Source organism: Campylobacter rectus, from assembly GCF_004803795.1.
Classification (GTDB): domain Bacteria; phylum Campylobacterota; class Campylobacteria; order Campylobacterales; family Campylobacteraceae; genus Campylobacter_A; species Campylobacter_A rectus.
In genome coordinates, this window is sequence record NZ_CP012543.1 from 599,657 (window position 1) to 618,664 (window position 19,008).

The 19,008-nt window shown below is 48.2% G+C and carries 21 protein-coding genes; 9 read left to right on the forward strand and 12 right to left on the reverse strand.

What is annotated here, in order from left to right:
- The first annotated feature begins 126 nt into the window (after positions 1-126).
- Together CRECT_RS02930 and CRECT_RS12470 are read left to right on the forward strand one after the other, a co-directional pair.
- Positions 127-867 (forward strand): SDR family NAD(P)-dependent oxidoreductase, encoded by a 741-nt coding sequence (locus CRECT_RS02930; RefSeq protein WP_227932338.1) that lies wholly within the window; start codon positions 127-129, stop codon positions 865-867.
- 375 nt (positions 868-1,242) lie between these two features.
- Entirely contained in the window at positions 1,243-1,632 is a 390-nt protein-coding gene (locus CRECT_RS12470; protein ID WP_227932175.1) for a Rossmann-fold NAD(P)-binding domain-containing protein, read from the forward strand.
- Between the two features lie 104 nt (positions 1,633-1,736).
- Here the strand turns inward: CRECT_RS12470 and CRECT_RS02940 are convergent, their stop codons facing one another.
- From CRECT_RS02940 to CRECT_RS02960, 4 genes are all read right to left on the reverse strand, one after another.
- Entirely contained in the window at positions 1,737-2,555 is an 819-nt protein-coding gene (locus CRECT_RS02940) for a cysteine hydrolase family protein (RefSeq protein WP_004319298.1), read from the reverse strand.
- Positions 2,556-2,572: 17 nt separating this feature from the next.
- Complete coding sequence (locus CRECT_RS02950) at positions 2,573-2,875, reverse strand: hypothetical protein (RefSeq protein ID WP_004319191.1); 303 nt, start codon at positions 2,873-2,875, stop codon at positions 2,573-2,575.
- Positions 2,876-3,008: 133 nt separating this feature from the next.
- Positions 3,009-4,007, reverse strand: coding sequence for a sensor histidine kinase (locus CRECT_RS02955; RefSeq protein WP_004319247.1), 999 nt, complete (start codon positions 4,005-4,007; stop codon positions 3,009-3,011).
- The gene (locus CRECT_RS02960) at positions 4,004-4,819 is read right to left on the reverse strand and encodes a DUF234 domain-containing protein (RefSeq protein ID WP_004319316.1); all 816 of its coding nucleotides are present in this window, start codon (positions 4,817-4,819) and stop codon (positions 4,004-4,006) included. Before CRECT_RS02960 ends, CRECT_RS02955 begins: the two co-directional genes overlap by 4 nt.
- 116 nt (positions 4,820-4,935) lie before the next feature.
- Here CRECT_RS02960 and CRECT_RS02965 point away from each other — a divergent pair, with 116 nt between their 5' ends.
- The 4 genes from CRECT_RS02965 (at position 4,936) to CRECT_RS12475 (ending at position 8,726) form a co-directional block, all read left to right on the forward strand.
- Positions 4,936-6,228 (forward strand): aminotransferase class V-fold PLP-dependent enzyme, encoded by a 1,293-nt coding sequence (locus CRECT_RS02965; RefSeq protein ID WP_004319331.1) that lies wholly within the window; start codon positions 4,936-4,938, stop codon positions 6,226-6,228.
- On the forward strand, positions 6,225-6,857 hold the full coding sequence (locus CRECT_RS02970) for an SEL1-like repeat protein (RefSeq protein WP_004319268.1): 633 nt from the start codon (positions 6,225-6,227) through the stop codon (positions 6,855-6,857). Before CRECT_RS02965 ends, CRECT_RS02970 begins: the two co-directional genes overlap by 4 nt.
- Positions 6,858-7,319: 462 nt before the next feature.
- Positions 7,320-7,820 (forward strand): hypothetical protein, encoded by a 501-nt coding sequence (locus CRECT_RS02975; RefSeq protein WP_004319279.1) that lies wholly within the window; start codon positions 7,320-7,322, stop codon positions 7,818-7,820.
- 27 nt (positions 7,821-7,847) lie between these two features.
- On the forward strand, positions 7,848-8,726 hold the full coding sequence (locus CRECT_RS12475; protein ID WP_227932177.1) for a hypothetical protein: 879 nt from the start codon (positions 7,848-7,850) through the stop codon (positions 8,724-8,726).
- A gap of 441 nt (positions 8,727-9,167) precedes the next feature.
- On the opposite strand, the gene CRECT_RS02985 is transcribed toward CRECT_RS12475, so the two are convergent.
- From CRECT_RS02985 to CRECT_RS03020, 8 genes are all read right to left on the reverse strand, one after another.
- The gene (locus CRECT_RS02985) at positions 9,168-9,704 is read right to left on the reverse strand and encodes an NAD(P)H-dependent oxidoreductase (protein ID WP_081451660.1); all 537 of its coding nucleotides are present in this window, start codon (positions 9,702-9,704) and stop codon (positions 9,168-9,170) included.
- Positions 9,705-9,940: 236 nt separating this feature from the next.
- Positions 9,941-10,543, reverse strand: coding sequence for a thiamine phosphate synthase (gene thiE / locus CRECT_RS02990; protein WP_004319207.1), 603 nt, complete (start codon positions 10,541-10,543; stop codon positions 9,941-9,943).
- Positions 10,536-11,318, reverse strand: coding sequence for a hydroxymethylpyrimidine/phosphomethylpyrimidine kinase (locus CRECT_RS02995; RefSeq protein WP_004319334.1), 783 nt, complete (start codon positions 11,316-11,318; stop codon positions 10,536-10,538). Before CRECT_RS02995 ends, thiE begins: the two co-directional genes overlap by 8 nt.
- 44 nt (positions 11,319-11,362) lie before the next feature.
- Positions 11,363-12,094 (reverse strand): hypothetical protein, encoded by a 732-nt coding sequence (locus tag CRECT_RS03000; protein WP_004319305.1) that lies wholly within the window; start codon positions 12,092-12,094, stop codon positions 11,363-11,365.
- Complete coding sequence (locus CRECT_RS03005; RefSeq protein WP_004319326.1) at positions 12,094-12,810, reverse strand: basic amino acid ABC transporter substrate-binding protein; 717 nt, start codon at positions 12,808-12,810, stop codon at positions 12,094-12,096. The genes CRECT_RS03000 and CRECT_RS03005 overlap by 1 nt, the downstream gene beginning before the upstream one ends.
- Positions 12,811-12,867: 57 nt before the next feature.
- Entirely contained in the window at positions 12,868-13,689 is an 822-nt protein-coding gene (locus CRECT_RS03010) for a transporter substrate-binding domain-containing protein (RefSeq protein ID WP_004319151.1), read from the reverse strand.
- A 12-nt stretch (positions 13,690-13,701) separates the two neighbouring features.
- Complete coding sequence (locus CRECT_RS03015; protein WP_004319232.1) at positions 13,702-14,430, reverse strand: amino acid ABC transporter ATP-binding protein; 729 nt, start codon at positions 14,428-14,430, stop codon at positions 13,702-13,704.
- Positions 14,423-15,133 carry an amino acid ABC transporter permease gene (locus tag CRECT_RS03020; RefSeq protein ID WP_004319290.1) on the reverse strand — a complete coding sequence of 237 codons (711 nt, stop codon included), beginning with the start codon at positions 15,131-15,133 and terminating at the stop codon, positions 14,423-14,425. Before CRECT_RS03020 ends, CRECT_RS03015 begins: the two co-directional genes overlap by 8 nt.
- A 139-nt stretch (positions 15,134-15,272) precedes the next feature.
- Here CRECT_RS03020 and putP point away from each other — a divergent pair, with 139 nt between their 5' ends.
- The 3 genes from putP (at position 15,273) to CRECT_RS03035 (ending at position 18,714) form a co-directional block, all read left to right on the forward strand.
- Complete coding sequence (putP, locus tag CRECT_RS03025) at positions 15,273-16,763, forward strand: sodium/proline symporter PutP (protein WP_004319239.1); 1,491 nt, start codon at positions 15,273-15,275, stop codon at positions 16,761-16,763.
- Complete coding sequence (locus CRECT_RS03030; RefSeq protein WP_004319237.1) at positions 16,764-18,005, forward strand: DUF2130 domain-containing protein; 1,242 nt, start codon at positions 16,764-16,766, stop codon at positions 18,003-18,005.
- 187 nt (positions 18,006-18,192) lie between these two features.
- Positions 18,193-18,714, forward strand: coding sequence for a hypothetical protein (locus CRECT_RS03035; RefSeq protein WP_004319144.1), 522 nt, complete (start codon positions 18,193-18,195; stop codon positions 18,712-18,714).
- Positions 18,715-19,008: the final 294 nt, after the last annotated feature.

Genomic DNA, 19,008 nt, shown 5'->3' on the forward strand with positions numbered 1-19,008 from the left:
CCTCTCAAAATGCCGGTAAATTTGTAAATTTAAGACGAGCGCACGCGTGAATGCGCGGCGAGCTTCGGTAAAATTTCAAACTAAAGAATCTAAAAAAAGGATAGAAAATGAAAAAAATATATCGTCATCACCGGCGCAAGTTCGGGTATCGGAGCGGCTGCGGCAAAGGCATTTGCGAGGCGCGGAGAAAATTTGATCCTAATCGCGCGCAGAGCGGAGCTTCTGCAAAGCTTAAAGGACGAGATCGCGCAGATCGCGCCCAAATCGGACGTCGTGATTAAAATTTGCGACCTTGCGAATAGCGAGAACGTCCTGACACTTTGGGACGAGTTAAAAAGCTACGAGCTAAAGGCGCTCATAAATAACGCGGGCTTTGGAGATTACGGCGCGGTCGGCGAGCGCGATCTATCCAAAGTCTTGCAGATGCTGGAGCTTAATATCATCTCGCTTACGCTGTTAAGCCATCTCTTTGTGCGCGACTACAAGCGCAAGCCCGCCCAGCTCATCAATATCTCCTCCGCGGGCGGCTACAGCATGGTGCCAAACGCCGTCACCTACTGCGCGAGCAAGTTTTTCGTAAGCGCCTTTACGGAGGGCTTGCACCGAGAGTTGGCGCAGGATAAAGAGGTCAAAAAGCAGGCTAAAGTTCTAGCGCCCGCCGCTACTAGGACGGAGTTCGGTCCCGTGGCGACGGACGATGCAGGCTACGACTACGACGCAGCTTTTAAGCGCTATCATTCAAGCGAAGAGATGGCGGAATTTCTGCTTACGCTTTACGATAGCGACGAGTGCGTGGGCGCGGTGGATCGAAACAACTTCGAGTTTAGTCTGCAAGCTCCGCGATTTGACTACGCGGGCAAACGCTAAATTTTTGCATTTAACGCGTAGCGCGACGAAGCGTGAAATTTGAGTAACGCAGCGCCTGAGCTAAATTTGACCGTAAAGCGTGTTAAAATTTAAAGAAATTTAAGGAACGAAAATGGGTAAAACTGCTTTGGTCGTGGGTGCCACGGGAGCGGTAGGACGCGAGATCGTTCGCGGACTTTGCTAGAATGAAAACTACGACAAAATCATCGTTTGGGCGCGCAGGGAGCTAAAATTTAGCCACGAAAAGCTAGAGACGCAGATCGTAAATTTTAGCGACGTAAAAAACATGCCGCCGCGCGAGATAGACGAGATATTTTGCGCGCTGGGCACGACGATGAAGCAAGCCGGTAGCCGCGGCAGTTTTATAAAGTGGACGTGAGCTACCCCGTAAATATCGCAAAATGGGGCATCGCATCGGGCGCGCGCCGTTTCGCGCTTATTTCGTCGCAGGGCGCGGACGAGCGGTCGAGATTTTTTTATCTGCGCGCAAAGGGCAAGGCGGAGAAAAAGATCGTCGCGCTAAAATACGAGAGCGTGCAAATCGCGCGGTTGCCTGCGATAAAAAGCGAGCGCGAGCAGGTGCGTATCGGCGAGCTCTTTATGATTTGGCTGTTTGGGCTTTTGCCGAAGTTTATCTTAACGAACTACCGCCCGATGAGCGCGAAGGATATCGCGGCTGCCGTCATCGCCGCCGCGCAGACGGAGGCTAAGGGCGTGCAAATTTATCATCCCAAAGATTTTTTACAAACTCGCAGCGATACGTAGGGCAAATTTACGCGCCGCCAAACGTCTTAAATTTAGCGCTTGGGCTCAAATTTGACGCCGCTAGCCGCCTAAATTTACCGGTCGCGCCTTTTATAAAATCGGCGCTAAAATTTAATCCCTCGTACGACCTGCGCGCCAAGGCCCGTTTGCATATGCCGCAAAAACATCGCGTGATAAAAGTCCCCCTCGTGCCCAGGCGCGTCGTAGGTGGCGACGAGGCTTGCTGGCACGACGACTCTGCGCCTGATATTTGCCTCGTTTGCGCTAAGCTTTAGGTGCGAGACTAGCTGATAGACGCACAGATCGGTGCAGTCGCCAAGCACCACAAAGGTGTTTATGTGCGGATTTTGCGCTATAAATTCGTTAAATTCGGTGCAGTAAGCCGCGCTAAGGGAATTTTTGCGAAAGATTTTTAGCTCGTCAAAAAACGGCAGTTTGCGCAGTTGAGGTATCGTATTTGCGCCATCGGTGCCTTTGATAGCGTGCGGCGGAAATGCGTCAAACTCCGCGCAGTTTGCCTCGTGGCTATCCTCGAGTAGCACGAGATTTCTCACGCCGGCTACGTAAGCCGCGCTAAAAGTCTGCACTACGCCGTCCGCGATCGCGCCCACTCGCGGGCTAGCTAGCGGCCCGGTGCTGCAAAATCCCTCTATCATATCCACGCTGATAAATGCGATATTTGCAAATTTATTCGCCGCGCCGCTTGCTAAATTTTCGCTGCGTTTTTCTTTTAAATTTGCCGCCAAATTTCGCTCGTTTTGATTTACCGCGTTAGATTCGCCGCCCTTTTTATGCGAGCCGTCGTCAGCCCCAGCGCCGCGCTCAAATTTATCCGTCGCATCCAAAATTTCGCTAAATTTAATCTCCTTTAGCCCCTCAAACCACTCCGCCAAATCCTCTAAAATTTTTGCGTCAAATTTCATTTTCTTTCCTTTTTTGGTTATTTTTTGTATCCGTTTGCTCGGCTCGCCGAAGCCAAATCGCCTGCCACCGAGCGAAATCTCAAACCGCATCGCCCTAAATTTTCGCGGTAAATTTTATTTACCCGCCTTTTGACGATGACGTTGCTTTCCGAGAGTCTTGATGTCTTGCCGCAGACTTCCGGCTTTAGCCGGAGCGCGCGGTCGCGCGATCTGCAGTCGCTTGCTATGCGGTAGTTCGCATATCCCAAAAGGCTCGTAGGCGCTGCGTAAATCCTCTCGTCCGAGCTCAATTCGGCGCTAAACTCCAGTAGAGCCCGCACGTCTAAAAACTCTCTTTTGCGACTTTTTGGCTGCGCTTTTTCGTGCTCGTCGCGGCTTTTTGGCTCGCTTTGCGCGCCCGAGCTCTAAAGCAATAAACTGTGCTAAAATGTCAAATTTCATCAAATTTGCCGCCTAGCCGCGCGTCTTTGCGGGCAAATTTACGCAAAAGCTCTTTGGCTCAAGCTCGATCTCGATACTGCCGCCGTGGGCTTGGACGATCTGCAGGCACAGGTGCAGCCCAAGGCCGTTGCCCTTTAGTTTGCTCGTTTTAAACGGCTCAAAGACCATGGCTTGGTTTTTGATCGGCACGCCGCTATCGGTCACGGCAAATTTATGCTCGTCGCCGCACCGCTCGTAGTCTATGCGCACCCAGCCCTCGTCGTCCTCGTTTTCCTCGACCGCATCGATTGCGTTAAACAGCATATTTTGAAACACCATCGCGAGCAGATCGCGGTCGCCCACATAGAGCAGGTCGGGGAAATTTAGGCTAAATTTGATCTCCTTGCCGTAGGTGTAGCACTCTATCGCCGCTTCGCACTCGCCTTTTAGCTCGGCCAGGTTAAATTCGCGCGCGTTTATCGTGAGGCCTTTGGTGAAAAGCAATGTGGCCTTGATGATGCGCTCGACGCGCCAGATGGCCTTTTGCATCTGCTCGACGACGGGGCGATCGTGGTTGCCCGCTTTTTTTATCAGCGTGGAGGCTAGCAGCGAGATCGAGCCCACGGGGTTGCGTATCTCGTGGGCGAGGTGGGCGGCGACCTGACCCATCGAGGCTAGGCGCTCGGTGCGTTTTTCGGTCGTTATGTCGGTTGCGGAGATGATTTTTTTACCCTCTTTTTGGGCGATTTTGATGAGGTAGATTTGCCCCGCAGCGCTTATCTCGCCTCCCTCTTGCGGGATAAATTTTAAAATTTGCCCGAGTTTTAGGGCTTCTGAGTTTTGTAAAAATATCTCGCCCGCCTCGTCCAAAACCCAGATCGCATTGGGCAAAATTTCCACGATATCTTTGATGAAGCCTTGCAAATTCGCATACGACGCGGTTAGGTTTTTATACTCGCGCTCTATCAGATAGGTCTGCTCGATCAGGCTTTTTAGTCCGTCTTGGACGCTGGTTTTATCGATCTGGGTCATAAAAGCTCCTCGAAATTTTCTAAATCAAAAAGTAAAATTCGGTCGTTTTTTAGGCGGCGCACTTCGTTGCTAAAGCCGCTTTTGGAAAATAGCGCGACGGCATCGGGCTCAAAGCCTAGTCGCTCGCATTTTTTAAGGAGTAAATTTACCACGTTTTTGCAAATTTTATGCTCTTTAAATTTAGCTTCTCCGACGACGATGCGTCCATCAATGTTTAAAAATATATCTATCTCGATATTTTTTGCCCACAGGCTTCGCACCCGCGCGGGCTCGATACCTAGCCTAAAGGCCAAAAGCTCGCGGCAAAGCAGCTCAAAGCCAAAGCCCGCGTACGAGTCGAACTCACGTCTAATAATCTCTATCAGCTCGGCCTTTTCGCCGTTTTTTAAAAGGGCAAAATTCGGCTCGATGAAATAAAACCAAAATCTAGTAAAATTGTCGTTAAATATAAATTTATCCTGCGCCAGCTCACGTCCCGCGCCTTTTTTGGCTCTTTGGCGTTTATCTTTTACGCGCGGTTTTTCCAGCGTCTTTTCGATGCTGACTAGCCCTGAGTTTATCGCGGCGGCGTAAATTTTTAAGACAAGAGGACGAGGGAAGAATTTACCGAGCGTAAATTTTTTGCGGTCGTTTTTGGCGAATTTGCAAAGCGAGAATTTTAGCTCGTCCGCAAAGGGGCAATCAACGTAAAATCTCATCCGTAAAAGCTCAAATTTATCTAAAATTTCCTTTTCGATCGCCTCGAAAATATCGTAATAATTCGCCTCAAATTTTAGCGCGTCAAAGACTAGATGAAAGTAAATAAGCTGCAAGATATCAAGGTGCTTAAAGCGCGCGAAGCTTGATTTTAAGGCGTAGATTTTTGCTCCTTTTTAGCCCATTTTAGCACAACTTTGGTTATAATTTCTTTTTTTTGTAAGGAAAAATTTTGGTTAGCATCGACGAAATCAGAAAAAATATTATTTTAAAAAAAGGCGTGCGCTACTTTGACTACACGGCCTCGGGCCTAGCCTACGCGCCTATCGAGCGCAGGATCGCAAAATACCTAAAAACCTACGCCAACACGCACTCCGAAAGCGCCTCAAACGCGCTAAAGACGCAAAAACGCTACGAAAAAGCAAGGCAGAGACTAAAAGACGCGCTCGGGCTTGACGAGCGATTTTATCTGATCTCTGCAGGCTGCGGCGCGACCGGGGCGATAAAGAAATTTGAGGAAATTGTGGGGCTTTACCTGCCGCCTATGAGCGCAAACCGCCTAGGCGAAGAGAGGCTAAAGGGCGCAAATTTGCCCCTCGTCATCATCTCGCCCTACGAGCACCACTCAAATGAAATCAGCCTGCGCGAGGGGCTGTGCGAGGTCGTGCGCATACCGCTAAGCAAGAGCGGAGAGATAAATTTCGGCAGGCTAGATCAACTGCTCAAAATCAACTCAAAGCGCGAGATCATCGGCTCTTTTAGTGCGGCGTCAAACGTCACGGGGATAATCAGCGACTATAAAAAAATCTACGTGATGATGAAGCGATACGGTGCGACCGTGGCCTTTGACGCGGCTAGCTTCAGCTCGCATGATAACCTCGACGCGGACTACTTCGATGCGCTATTTCTCTCGCCGCATAAGCTTTTAGGAGGCGTGGGTAGCTGCGGACTGCTCGCGATAAAAAAAGAGCTGGTAAAGTCGGACAAACCGACCTTCGCTGCGGGCGGGACGGTTAGTTACGTGAGTCGCAGCTCGCATTTTTTCGCGCCAAGCGTAGAGCGCACCGAGGAGGGCGGCACCCAGCACGTGATGGGGCTCATAAGAGCCGCGTTAGCATACAGGCTGCGAAACGAGGTCGGCCTAGACGTCATAAAAAGCCGCGAGGATGAACTTGCAAGGCTATTTTGCGAGGGGCTGGATAAGATCCCCGAGGTCGTGAGTTACTGCCCGCGCGCAGTGCCGAGGCTGCCGATTTTTGCGTTTAACGTAAAAGGCGTTTCGCCGTATGATTTTGCCGAAGCGCTGAGCAAGGACTACGGCGTGCAGACTCGCGCCGGGTGCGCATGCGCCGGCCCATACGGACACGACTTGCTCGGGCTAAAAGACGATCAGAAATTTGATCAAAAGCCCGGCTGGGTGCGCGTGAGCCTGCACTATTCGCACACGCAAAAAGACGTCGCCTATCTGCTAAAGGCTATCAAAAAAACTATTAAAAAATTTAAAACCAAAAAGGAAAAGAAATGAATAAAATTTTAGCCGCAGCCTTGTTTGCTCTTTGCGCCGTTTGCGCGCAGGCAAAGCCATATAGCCCCGAGCAGTACGCAAAGGTACTGCGCGAGTACAACTCCGTCGCGGGCGCGAACAACTATTTTGAAAGCGGTAAATTTAAAGAGGAATTCGAGCTTCGCAAAAAATACTGCGACGAAGGCCTAAGAGACGCGTGCGGAGACCTGGGGCTACTCTACGTTACCGGTCTAGGCGCGCCAAGAGATAGCAAAAGGGCTGGCGAACTACTCGAGTACGCTGCCAAAAACGACGAGTTTAAAGCCATATCGGAGTACTACGAAGCCGCACTTGACATAGCTCGCGCGGCGGAAAAGTACCCGGACGACAAGGTCACGCAGCACCTGGGAGCCGAGTTTAAAAACTCGCTAGAGCAGTGCAAAGCCTACAAGGGCGACCGCCACGTGTGCTTCCGCGCGCTGGTGATCAGCGGTATGTTGCCAAAGGGCGAGGGCGGCCTCGGACTATCGCAGACTGAGTTTGCCAAGACGTGGGAGGATATCGTCGTGAGCGACGTCGAGCGCAACGGCATGGACGAATCGAAAGTAAACGCGCTGGCGAACGAGCTAGACGGGCTGGCGACGCGGTAAATTTGTTTTTTTCGGCCAGGCGATCCGTCAAATTTGACCGTCCGCGCTTTTGTCTTTTAGCGAACGGCTTCGCGTCTCATGTAAATTTAGATTACTTGGCTCAAATTTGACGCGTCGGAAATTGCTAGGCTTAAATTTGGGTCGATTTTTGGGTAAATTTATCGAGCGGCGCATAATTTGCTTTTGCTCAAATTTGACCGCTTTTTACGGATAAATTTAGCTCTCTCCTGATGGCATTTTGCGGCTTGCGAGCTTTTGCCCGGCGGACTTTACGGCTATCTTTACGGCGTAAATTTGCTAAATTCTGCTAGCGCCCAGGCAAATTCGGTCGTCAGGCTTAAAGCCTCCGCTTGCGCTTTTTTTGCGCGCGGTCGAATTTACGCGCTCGCGCGGGTTTTGCCCAGCTCAAATTTGCGCGGCGTTAATTTTTACGAATTTACAAAAACTTTGGAGAAAATTTAGATGCGAGATTCGCGCGAGTTTCAGGTCTTAGTGGGCGAGGTAAAAAACGTGAGGTGGAATGCGGCTACGGACGAGTGCGCTTTTGAGATCGCGGGCTCGAAATTTAACGTTAAAAACCTCAAAGATTGCCTCGTGCCTCGCGAAAACGACTGCCTAGCTATCGCCTGTGACGCGAAAAACGAGGTTTGGAATTTTAAAAACTTAACCTCGGGCAAGTGGCTCAAAAACTACGCTTGGCGCGCGCACTTTATACTATCTTGGGCGGCGATCTTTGATATCGTTCCGGGTAAAATTTTAGGCGCGATTTTTGCGATACCTATCATTTATCTAAGCAAGTATTTGTCCGAATTTGCAGGCATGGCGGCCTTGTTTGCCTTTGTTGTTTGCTTATTTTTATCGCTACCCTTTTTGCACATATACTGGAGCGAAAACAGGAGCTTAAGCGGCACGGTTCAGGCGTATCTAGTTTTAAGAAAATTTTTAAATGAGATGGATTTATAAAATGACTCCAAATTTAAGCGGATCTTTTTGATGATAACGCAAAACGGCCTAAAACTGCTCGGCGGCCGCGTAAATTCGCTTGAGTGCGTTTATAAAGACAAAAGCGGATTTGATTACAGCTTTAGCTTGGATGGGCAAATTTTAAACATCCGCACGCTGCAAAGTCCGCTCTTGCCGGTAAATGGCGGCGACGAAACGCTGGTTGTTTGCGATAAAAAAGAGCGAGTTTTGGGGCTAAAAAACCGCTCTTTAAACTCCGCAGCCTGGTACGCCTACGAGCCTAGCTCTTTTTTTGCGGCTCTGTTTTTCGTGCTGTTTTTGCTATTTGGCGCGGCCGGCGTTTGGGCGATTTTCTCGGGATTTGGTGGACGGCAACCGCTTTTTAGCGATTTGCTACTTGTTTTTGGTTTCGGCTCTCTTGCCTTTGCTTGGTTTAAATATCACCGCGAGGCGTTTTTGGGCTTACGCGTTAGGCTGGTGCTCGGCGCCGTAAAAGAGCCCAAGGCAAACGGCAAGGTTAGCGGCGCGGTGCGCAACCTGCGGGTTTTTGAGACGAAAGAGAAAAACTATTTTAGCGTCACTATCGGCGATACGTTTTTGTGGGGTAGCAGCCCTAAAAAGCGCGCCCTGGAGCTAGCAAACGGCGACGAAGCGAGCGTGAAATACGAAAATTTCAAGGTTTTAGAAATACGAAATCTCAGTAAAAATCTGACGGCGAAAAAATCGCAAGGCTTTTTTGAGAGAGGCGTTAGCTTTATCGCGGATATCGCGATTAGCCTTTGCGCGGGACTTGTTTTGCTCTATGCAGGGACGATGGATTTTTGGTTTTCGCCTTTTGCGGGGATTGCCGGCTTGATAATCTTGCTCGGCGGAGTCTGCTTTAACGTGTTTTATAAAAAAGATTAGCGTTTGGCGCGGTTTTTGCCGTGCAAGCGAGATAAATTTGATCCGCTGCATACGAGCTTTGCTTAAATTTGCCGTTTTTGGTTGTATTTTGCAGGGCTAAATTTAGACTTGCCGCAATGCAAATCAAGCATAAATCACGGCTTTTGGTCGCTTTTTACGCATCTAAATTTAGAGTGCGGAGATCAAAATTCAAGTAAAGTCGCCTTAAATTTAGGCAAAAGATACAAACGCCGTCTCGGTCGTCTTTTTAGGCGGATAGGATAAGATAAGCTCTCGCAGTAAGGATTTGGCGCGAATTTACTGCATTTCACAAAAAACCTTGCAAATTTTGCCGGGCGGTAAATCGCGGAAATAACGGCGATAAAGCTTAAATTTAGCCCGACCTTCGTGATTTAAGCGAGGCAAATTTACGCACGGCAAGGCTAACTGCGACCGTCAAATTTAGCCTAAATTTCGCAAAAACTCCGCGTATTCTCTAGCGCCGCGCTCTAAATCGTCCTGGCTTGATACGTAGTCCACGCCCGGAGTCTCCTCTGCGCCGTAAAATGCGAAAAAATCGCGGTAATCGGCGCGAAAATAGTATTTAAACGCAAGCTCAAACGGTGTAAGAACCTCACGCAAGCTAAAATGATAGCGTCCTTGCGGGCAGTAGTCGCTCTTTTTGATGCCTGCGGTCACGGCTAGCGCCACCTTGCGTCCCGCTATGCCGTCCGAACCGCGTCCGTAGGCAAAGCCGTGCGTCATCACCGCGTCGATCCATGATTTTAAAATCGGAGGGCAGGAGAAGTTGTGAAGCGGAAACTGCAAAGCAAGGGCGTCGTGGGCTCTGATGAGCTCTTGCTCGCGCGCGGCGTCGATACTTTTGCCCCCATAAACCTGCGTCAAATCATAAACGCTAAAGCGCTGCGGCTCTTTGAGGGCCTCTTGCAGCAGGCGTTTGTTTATGACCGAGTTTTGGATGTCTGGGTGGGCTAGGATGAGTTTTCATTTTTCTCCTTTTTAATCGAGCAAATTTTAACTGTCGGCAAGCGCCACCTCAAGCTTGCAAATACGCTGTTTCAAACTCCATCGGAGTAAATTTTAGCCCGCGTTTTTCTTGTTTAGCTCGGCCAGCTTTTCGGCGTTTTAAACTCCAACAGGGTAAATTTTAGCGAACTTGGCTTAAATTTGAGCGGAGTATTTGCGCGGTTTAGCGACGCAAATTTAGCGTATTTTTACAAAAACGCTTGCAAATTTCGCAGATTTTCTTTTATGGATGCGGGCTGGTAGAGCGCTGAGATAACGGCGATGTAGTCTGGGTTTAGCGCGGCGATTTGGGCGATATTTGCTACGTTTATGCCGCCGATCACGCAAATGGGGATACGTAAAATTTCCTTTGCGCGCATTATCGTTTCAAATTTACAAAGCGAGGCGTTTGGTTTGGTTGGGCTCGCAAACACGGCGCCAAATGCCGCGTAAGAGGCGCCCTCATCCTGCGCCTTTAGCGCTAAATTTAGATTATCATAGCAGCTAACGCCGATGAAAGCGTCATCGCCTAGTATCTTGCGAGCGGCCTTTACTCCGCCGTCGTCTTTGCCGATGTGCACGGCGTTTGCGCCTATTTTGGCGGCAAATTTTACGTCGTCGTTTACGATAAATCTCGCGCCGTAGCTCTCGCAAAGCTCTTTTAGAGCAGTCGCTACGCGCTCGTTTTTTGGCTCAAGCTTGGTGCGGTACTGTAAAAACTTCACTCCGCACTCTAGCAGCTCGCGAGTTTGCTCGACCACGCTATTTTCGGGCGTTAGGATGTCGTCCGTGATAGCGTAAATTTTAGCCACGGTTTGCGCCCGCGGCTTTGTGATCTAACAGCCGCACGCCGAAATTTGAGCCGTGAGCGTTTTTGATCGCGTTTGCGACGAAGGCTTTGGCGTGCTTGATCGCCGTTATCTCGTCTGCCCCACACGCTAGAGCGCAGGCGATAGCCGTGGCGAAGCTACAACCAGCGCCGTGCATGATCGTGGGACGCTCTAGCGGTTCGCCGAATTTAACTATCTCGCCGCTTTTTTGATAAAGCGTATCCTCGCAAATCTCGCTCGTTTGCGTACGTTTTAGCACGATGTCGCAGGGCAGATCCGCGCCTAAATTTAACCTCTCGCCGTCAAAATTTAACCCCAAAATGCGCGCTTCGTCTAAATTCGGCGTCGCGATGCGGGCTAGACTCAAAAGCTCTTTTAGCGCGTTTATGGCGCCGTCTTGCAGTAGCTTTGCGCCTGATTTCGCCACGCAGACGGGATCTATCACGGCGCTTATGCCTCGGTTTTGCTCCAGCCAGGCTTTTACGCAGGCTATGAGCTGTTCGTTAAAGAGCATACCGATCTTTACGGCGTCAAATTTTAGCTCGGCGCAGACGGCCTCTAGTTGCGCGTTTAAAAACTCGGGCGTTACGGGCATTACCGCGCTCACGCCGCTCGTGTTTTGCGCGGTTAGAGCCGTGATCGCAGTCGCGCTGTAGCAGCCGTAGGCCTCGCAGGTTTTTATGTCGGCTTGTATGCCTGCACCCCCGATGCTGTCGCTGCCTGCGATGATTAGGATATTTTTTTTGGGATTTTTCATTGTTTTGCCTTGAGCGGTTTTGTTAAATTTATCTTTAGGCGAATTTATTTGTCGCCAAAATCCTTGCCGAACTCAACGCCTAGCTCCTTTAAATTTACGGGGCCGTTTCCTTGCGACTCCATCGGCATAGACGGCGGAGTTTGCGGCTGCGTTTGCGTAGGTTGTGAGCCTAAAGAGTCTTGCTCGGTTTGAGCGTTTTTGGTGGCGTTATTTTCGGCTTTTTTAGGTTTTTTCTTCGGTTCTTCTAGCTTTTTGCCGGTTAGGCACTCGTAAATTTGCGAGTGATTTTTCTTCGCCCAATCCTCTTTGACCTCGATTTTTTGATACTCTTTGCTCGTAGGCGAGACAAGGCCGTTTTTGACTAGGGTTTTGTTTAAAATTCTGCTTTTATCGCTTATTTCGCACAGCCATCTATCGCCTAGATTTTTTAGCGTGAGCACGTAGTAGTTGCGCCCTGGACGAAATATCTTTTTGATCTCTTTGTCGTAGGATTTACTGAAATTTTCCAGCTCTTTTTTGTTTTTTACGCATTTTGCGCCATCGTAAAATTTAACGTTTGCGAGCTTGCAAGGAGCGATCACGGCGGCGTTTAGCCTAAAGACAAAGGTATCGTAGTCTAAAATTTTTTCTAAAAAAAGAACTTGTTTAGTGACTTTTTCGCGTTTGGATTTGGTTGTCTGCGTGATTTGCATGTCGGTAAACCGGGCCTGCAAATTTACCGACAGCAAGGCTAAAGCGCAAAATTTAAGCAGGGTAAAAAATGCGCTTTTTTTCATTATTTCAGATCGTATTTTTCTAGCAGTTTATCGTAGCTGCCGTCTTTTTTCATATCGTCAAGCGCGGCGTTTATTTTAGCGATCAGACCTGCTTGCTTGCCTTTGTCAAACGCTATGGAAAAGCCCTCGCTGCCGTCGGCTTCTTTATAAAACTCTTCAATCTCGGGATTTTTCTTTAAAAAGCCGTAGCCGATCGAGCTATCTAATACCAAAGCGTCTATCTTGCCTTTTTTTAAGCCCATGATGAGAGGTACGGGCTCTTCTGCGGGCACCACTTTAGCGCCTGCGATAGCGTTAGCGGCGATCTCTTGGACTGTGCCTTGCTGCACGCCTACTCTTTTGCCGTTTAGGGCCTCTTTGCTCGCGATAGCGTCGTTGCCTTTAGCGCGCAAATAGATATTTTCGGTCGCGTAGTAAGCCTGTGTGAAATCAATCGACTTTCGTCTATCGTCGGTCGCGCTCATCGCGCTTGCTACGGCGTCGATCTTGCCGGTTTTTAGAGCTGGGATTAGGCCGTCAAAGCTCATATTTACGATCTTGTACTCAAAACCCGCGCGTTTAGCGAGCTCTGCTACCAGATCCATATCAAAGCCGGTGATCTTGTTTTGCTCATCCACATACTCAAACGGCGGATAGTTGGCGGCGGTACCGATCTTTAGCTCGGCGGCGCCAAGCGTAGCTAGAGCCGCTAAAAGCAGCGTAAAAATCTTTTTCATTTTCTCTCCTTTATTTGGTTTTAAATTTAGCCCGCGTCTTTGTGCGGGCTCGTAAATTTACTTTAAGCCGTATTTTTCCATCATCTTGTCAAATTCGCCGCTCTTTTTGAGCTCCTCTATCGCGGCATCTATCTTTCCGATTAGCTCTAAGTGCTTGCCCTTATCAAACGCGACGGCAAAGCCCTCGGTGCCGTCGGGAAGCTTTAAAAACTCCTCCAAATCCGAGTTTTGCTTTAGATACTCGTAGCCGATCGGACTATCGGTCAGCACGATGTCTATCTTACCCGCTTTTAGCGCTAAAATCGCAGCCGCTACGTTTTCAGCCGGCACGGCCAGGTCGCCGCAGATGGATTTAGCCGCGGTCTCTTGCAGGGTGCCTACTTGCGCGCTTATTTTTTTGAGATGCATATTGGTCGCATTTACGTCGGCTCCTTTTTTGCGGATGAAAAGATTATCCGAAAAATAATAAGGCTTCGTAAAATCGACCGATTTTCTTCTCTCCTCGGTCGCGCTCATACCGCTTAACGCGGCGTCTATCTTGCCCGTTTTTAGAGCTGGGATCAGCCCGTCAAAGCTCATATTTTGTATGTCGAATTTGACGCCGATCTTCTTGCCGACGGCCTCTATCATATCGATTTCAAAGCCTACGATCTTGTTGTGCTCGTCGATATACTCAAACGGCGGGTAGTCCGCGCTCGAACCAACTCTTATCGTTTGTTGTACCGCTACGGGGGCCGCCTCGTTTTTTACTGCGGCGTCTTTGCTCGCTTTTTCATTCGAGCTTTGACCGCAACCTGAAAGCATCAAAGCGGTGACTGCGAAAACGAAAAGTTTTTTAAATTTGCCGGCGGACAAAGCCGCAACGATGTTTTGTGACATTTTGACCTCCTTTTAGTGGTTTAAAATTTTACCTAGAAAATCCTGCAAACGCTGATTGCTAGGGTTTTCAAAGACGTTTTTAGGCGTGTCGTCCACGGCTATTTTACCGCCGTGCATAAAAAATATCCTATTTGCCACGTTTTTAGCAAAACCCATCTCGTGCGTAACGACTAGCATCGTGATGCCTTTTGCCGCGACGTCCTTCATGATGTCTAGCACCTCGCCGATCATCTCGGGATCTAGCGCGCTGGTCGGCTCGTCAAAGAGTATAACCTCGGGATTCATCGCGAGGCTTCTGGCGATTGCTATACGCTGTTTTTGGCCGCCTGAGAGCTTATGCGGGAAGGCGTATTTTTTATCGCTTAGACCCACGCTTTTTAGCAGCTCGTCGGCTCTTTTTTCGGCGTTTTGCTTATCCAAAATTCCTGCTTTTATCGGCGCTAGGGTTAAATTTTGCAAGACGTTTTTGTTTGCAAAAAGATTAAAGTGCTGAAAAACCATACTTACTTTTTGACGGATTTTATTTATATCCGTTTTTTTATCCGTTATATCCTCGCCGTTTATCTTGATGTGTCCGCCGCTTGGCTCCTCTAGACGGTTTATGCAGCGCAAAAACGTGCTCTTGCCGCCGCCGCTAGGGCCTATGATAGCGATGATTTCGCCTTGCCTGATATCTACGCTGATATCGTCTAAGACGCGCAAATCGCCGTAATTTTTACTCAAATTTCTAATCTCAATCATGGCGATTTAGTCTCCTCTCTAAAATTTTAACCAAAAACGTAAAGAACTTCACGCTGACATAATAAACTATACCCGTGAAAATGACTGGCTCGGGGCTATAAAACACCGCTTGCAGGCTCTTGCTTTGCATCGTGATGTCGATAACGCTGATGTAGCCTACGACCGAAGTTTCTTTAAACAGTGAGATAAATTCGTTCGCAAGCGCAGGCAAGATGTTTTTAGTCGCTTGCGGAAACACCACCTCTCGCATCGAGACGTAGTAGTTTAGGCCCATCGCCCTTGCGGCTTCCATTTGCCCTTTATCGACGCTATTTATGCCGCTACGCACGATCTCTGCGACGTATGCGGAGCTGTTTAGCCCAAGCGCGATCAAGGCGACGTAAAAGTTATCGCTCCAAGTCGCGAAAATCACGACCGAAAATATAAGAAGTTGCAAAATAATCGGCGTTCCGCGCAGGATATCGACGTACTCGTCGATGAGAAAGCTTAAAATTTTGATATTTAAAAACTTTAAAAACGCCAAAATAAAGCCCAGAGTCACGCCGATAGCCGTGCCGCCGATAGTGAGCCCCAGCGTCACGCCGTAGCTTTTAAGGTAAGCTAGACGTTGCGCCTCGTTTAACTCCGTCGGATAAAAATAGTAAACGCCCGCGGAAACGATGACGACGAAAAACAGAACTCTGAAAAATTTTTCGTTTAGCATTTTTTAAACCTTAAAAGTGTAATAAGGGTTAATAATACGAAAAAAAATATAAATTTAACCTTTTTTACGCGAAAAAATTATCTTTTAAACAAATTTATCATATTATCGTAACTTAAATTTAAAAAACGAGGGAAATTTAATGGATTACGCTCGCTATATCGCGATCGCGCTGTATTTTGGATTTTTGCTTTTCGTGGGGCGATATGCTTATAACAAAAACGCCAATATGGGCGAGTACCTGCTCGATAATCGCCGCCTAGGGCCGGTCGTAACCGCGCTAAGCGCCGGAGCTAGCGATATGAGCGGCTGGATGCTGCTTGGCGTGCCGGGCGCGCTTTACGCCACGGGGCTTGCTACGATTTGGATGGTTTTGGGGCTTGTTATCGGCGCGTATTGCAACTATCTGTTTTTAGCAAAGCGCCTGCGCGTTTATACCGAGGTTGCCAGCGATAGCATCACGATCCCCGATTTTTTACAAAATCGCTTCAAGGACGAGACTAAAATTTTACGCATAGTTTCGGGTCTTTTGATTTTGATATTTTTCACGCTATATGTGAGTAGCGGCATAATCGCGGGCGGCAAGAGCTTTGAAAGCTTTTTTGGATTAGATTTTAAATTCGGCGCGATCTTTACGCTGGCTATCGTCGTTTTTTACACGTTTTTCGGCGGTTTTCGCGCGGTTTGTATCACGGACGCGTTTCAGGGCGCGCTGATGTTTTTGGTTCTAGTCGCCGTGCCCGTCGTCGCGTTTTGTAATCTAAATTTACCGGACGGCGCTACATTTTGGAGCGAGGTGGCGAAATACGGCAAAAACCACCTAAACGTCTTTTACGATCAGACTTTTTTAAGCATCTTGGGGCTCATGGCATGGGGGCTTGGCTACTTCGGGCAGCCGCACATCATAGTTAGATTTATGGCGATACGAAGCTCAAAGGAGTTAGCCCAGGCGCGTCGTATCGGTATCGGCTGGATGGCGATCGGGCTTGCCGGGGCGATGATGAGCGGACTTATCGGCTTTGTGTATTACAGCGAGTTAAATTTGCCTCTAGCAGACCCCGAGAAGGTCTTTTTGCAACTTGGCGAAACGCTGTTTCATCCGTTTTTCGTGGGTATCATCATCTCAGCCGTGCTTTCAGCTATCATGAGCACGATCTCTAGCCAGCTTTTGGTTAGCGCAAGCTCGGTGACTCAGGACTTCGTGTTTGCCTTTTATAAAAAAGAAATCTCGCAAAAAGCTCAGGTCGCCGCGGGCAGATACGCCGTCGTGGCCGTCGCACTGGTGGCTACCGCGCTTGCTTTTAGCTTTAACGAAAGCGTGCTAAACGTCGTGGGCTACGCGTGGGCTGGCTTTGGCGCGAGCTTTGGGCCGGTGCTGCTTTTTAGCCTTTATTGGCGTAGGATGAGCGCGCTAGCGGCCTTGCTGGGTATGATAACGGGCGGAGCGACGGTGATCGCGTGGATAGCGCTTGGGCTAAGCTCTTACGTTTACGAGATATTGCCTGGCTTTGCGGTTTCTTGCGTCGTGATTTATCTAACCAGCCTCTACGGCGACGCGATAGACAAGATGAGCAACGAGCCAAACTCGGCCACCGTGCAGGACGAATTTGAAAAAATGAAAACGAGGCTGTAAATGCAAAGTAGCGTAAAATGCGGTAACTGCGGCGCTGAAGTCGATGTAAATTTGGCTCTAAAAACCGAGCTTGAGCTTGAAATGAAGCAAAAAATGGCGGCGGCTAGGCGAGAATTTGATAAAGAGATCGAGATTAAAAGGGCCGAATACAAGGCGCATTTAGACGCTTTAAACGCGAAGGAAAAAGAATTTGACGCTAAATTTGCCGCAGCCCTAAACGCTAAAAAAACCGAGCTTGAAAACGAGATAAAAGCAAAAATCGAGAGCGAAAATTTAAATATAGTAAACGCCCTAAAAACCGAGCTTGAAGCCAAGTCAAAGCAGATAAACGAACTAAATTTAAAGACGCTTGAGATAGAAAAGCTAAAACGCGAAAAGAGCGAGTTTGAAAGCGCGCTGATGGCTAAAACCGAGGCAGAGCTAAGCAAGCGCCTAAATGAGGAAAAAGAGCGGCTGGGCAAGGCTTTGGCCGAGCAAAACGAGTTAAAATTTAAGCAAAAAGACGAGCAGCTAGAAGCACTAAAAAAGCAGCTAAACGAGGCACAAAGGCGCATAGAGCAGGGCAGCGAGCAGCTACAAGGCGAGACGCAAGAGCTCGCCATCGAAGCGTGGCTACGCGAGAAGTTCGTATTTGACACCATAGACGAGGTCAAAAAGGGGGCAAACGGCGCGGACGTGATGCAGATCGTAAATACCCGCGAGGTGCAAAACTGCGGCAAAATTTACTACGAGAGCAAACGCACGAAAAATTTCTCAAACGAATGGATAGAAAAATTTAAGGCCGATATGCGCGCATCGGGCGCTGACGTCGGGGTGCTAGTTAGCGAGGCGCGGCCGCGGGAGCTAGAGCGCATGGGGCTGGTGGATGGCGTATGGGTGTGCAACTACGAGGAGTTTAAGGCGCTTTGTTTCGTGCTAAGGCAGGGCGTCGTGGAGCTAAATTTCGCTAGGAACTCCGCGCAAAATCGCTCAAACAAGATGGAGATGCTCTACTCGTATCTGGTTAGCAACGAGTTTAAGATGCGCATCGAGGCTATCGTGGAGGGTTTTTCTGCGATGAGCGAGGAGCTGGAGCGCGAGAAAAACGCGATGAAACGCATCTGGAAGAGCCGAGAAAAACAGATCGAAAAGGTGCGCGACAACGCGATCGAGATGTTTGGCTCGATAAAGGGGATCGCTGGAAATGCGATAGGGGAGATAAAGACGCTGGAGCTCGGGTTTGATGCGGGCGAGGAGGAGTAAATTCCCCGGCTCGGCTGGATTTCAAATAGTTTTCGGCTAAGATACTCGGGTCACGGACGACTAGTCCGCTCCCGTCGTATCCGCCAAAAACTACTTAAACTACACACAATCCGTCTGGAATATTTATCCATGCCCTACTAAATTTACAAATTTACTCTGCTAAAATTTAAAAACGAAAGGCTCAAATTTGAGTGATTATGATTTGCCTAAAGGCGCCAGGCTTGATGATGATGAGAAGGTTCTGTATTGCTATCAAAATGTAAATTATTTTTTTGCCGTTAGGATGTTTATTTACGTGTTTTTGCTATTTGTTTTGTTTAATATCATAGACGGCAGTATCTTGTCCATGATTGTCATATCCGCCGTTTCAATTTTTCTATTTTACATTATGTGTTGCGAGATATTAAATTATAAAAGACGATGCATATATATTACTAATAAAAATTTTATTACCGGAAATAATATAAAAACAAAAAAAGAGGAAATATCATATTTCTATACAATTTATGCATTCGGATATCGTCCCGTAATCGTCTTTTATAAAAATAAAAAGTTTTTGTATTTTTTATTTGTCGAGGATGATGTAAATTTTAAAACTGCGATGAGTGCTATTTACGACATCTCGCTTAATGAAGATTTTAAATTTGATTTAGGTAGTGGAGCGTATGGATTCGCCAAGAGCTATGCGATAAGGAAATTAATAAAATAGTGCAAGTACGCAAAAGCATATTGATTAAGCACTGGTTCGGTGTGCCGCCGCGCTACATATTTTAAATTTGCAACGGGGCTAAATCTGCAAATTTGACTCGGCCAAAATTTAAAAACCAAGCGAAGTTCTGCTTTAGCTTCACTGCGTTCGCTACTGCTTAAAGCAGCTTGCAAGCAAGAAGAGACTGCTGAGTTTGCAACCGCTAGGCATGGCGCAGTTTAAACCCATCAATACAAAAGCAAAATAACGTCAAATTTTAACAAACTAAATTTTACGTTTTCAAGATGCGGGTCT

Coding starts and splice junctions, on each gene's coding strand:
- CRECT_RS02955 (WP_004319247.1), bottom strand. CDS start 4,007: ATGACCCAGATCGATAAAACCAGCGTCCAAGACGGACTAAAAAGCCTG.
- putP (WP_004319239.1), top strand. CDS start 15,273: ATGGATTACGCTCGCTATATCGCGATCGCGCTGTATTTTGGATTTTTG.
- CRECT_RS03005 (WP_004319326.1), bottom strand. CDS start 12,810: ATGAAAAAGATTTTTACGCTGCTTTTAGCGGCTCTAGCTACGCTTGGC.
- CRECT_RS02970 (WP_004319268.1), top strand. CDS start 6,225: ATGAATAAAATTTTAGCCGCAGCCTTGTTTGCTCTTTGCGCCGTTTGC.
- CRECT_RS03030 (WP_004319237.1), top strand. CDS start 16,764: ATGCAAAGTAGCGTAAAATGCGGTAACTGCGGCGCTGAAGTCGATGTA.
- CRECT_RS03000 (WP_004319305.1), bottom strand. CDS start 12,094: ATGAAAAAAAGCGCATTTTTTACCCTGCTTAAATTTTGCGCTTTAGCC.
- CRECT_RS03010 (WP_004319151.1), bottom strand. CDS start 13,689: ATGTCACAAAACATCGTTGCGGCTTTGTCCGCCGGCAAATTTAAAAAA.
- CRECT_RS02940 (WP_004319298.1), bottom strand. CDS start 2,555: ATGAAATTTGACGCAAAAATTTTAGAGGATTTGGCGGAGTGGTTTGAG.
- CRECT_RS02975 (WP_004319279.1), top strand. CDS start 7,320: ATGCGAGATTCGCGCGAGTTTCAGGTCTTAGTGGGCGAGGTAAAAAAC.
- CRECT_RS02995 (WP_004319334.1), bottom strand. CDS start 11,318: ATGAAAAATCCCAAAAAAAATATCCTAATCATCGCAGGCAGCGACAGC.
- CRECT_RS03015 (WP_004319232.1), bottom strand. CDS start 14,430: ATGATTGAGATTAGAAATTTGAGTAAAAATTACGGCGATTTGCGCGTC.
- CRECT_RS03020 (WP_004319290.1), bottom strand. CDS start 15,133: ATGCTAAACGAAAAATTTTTCAGAGTTCTGTTTTTCGTCGTCATCGTT.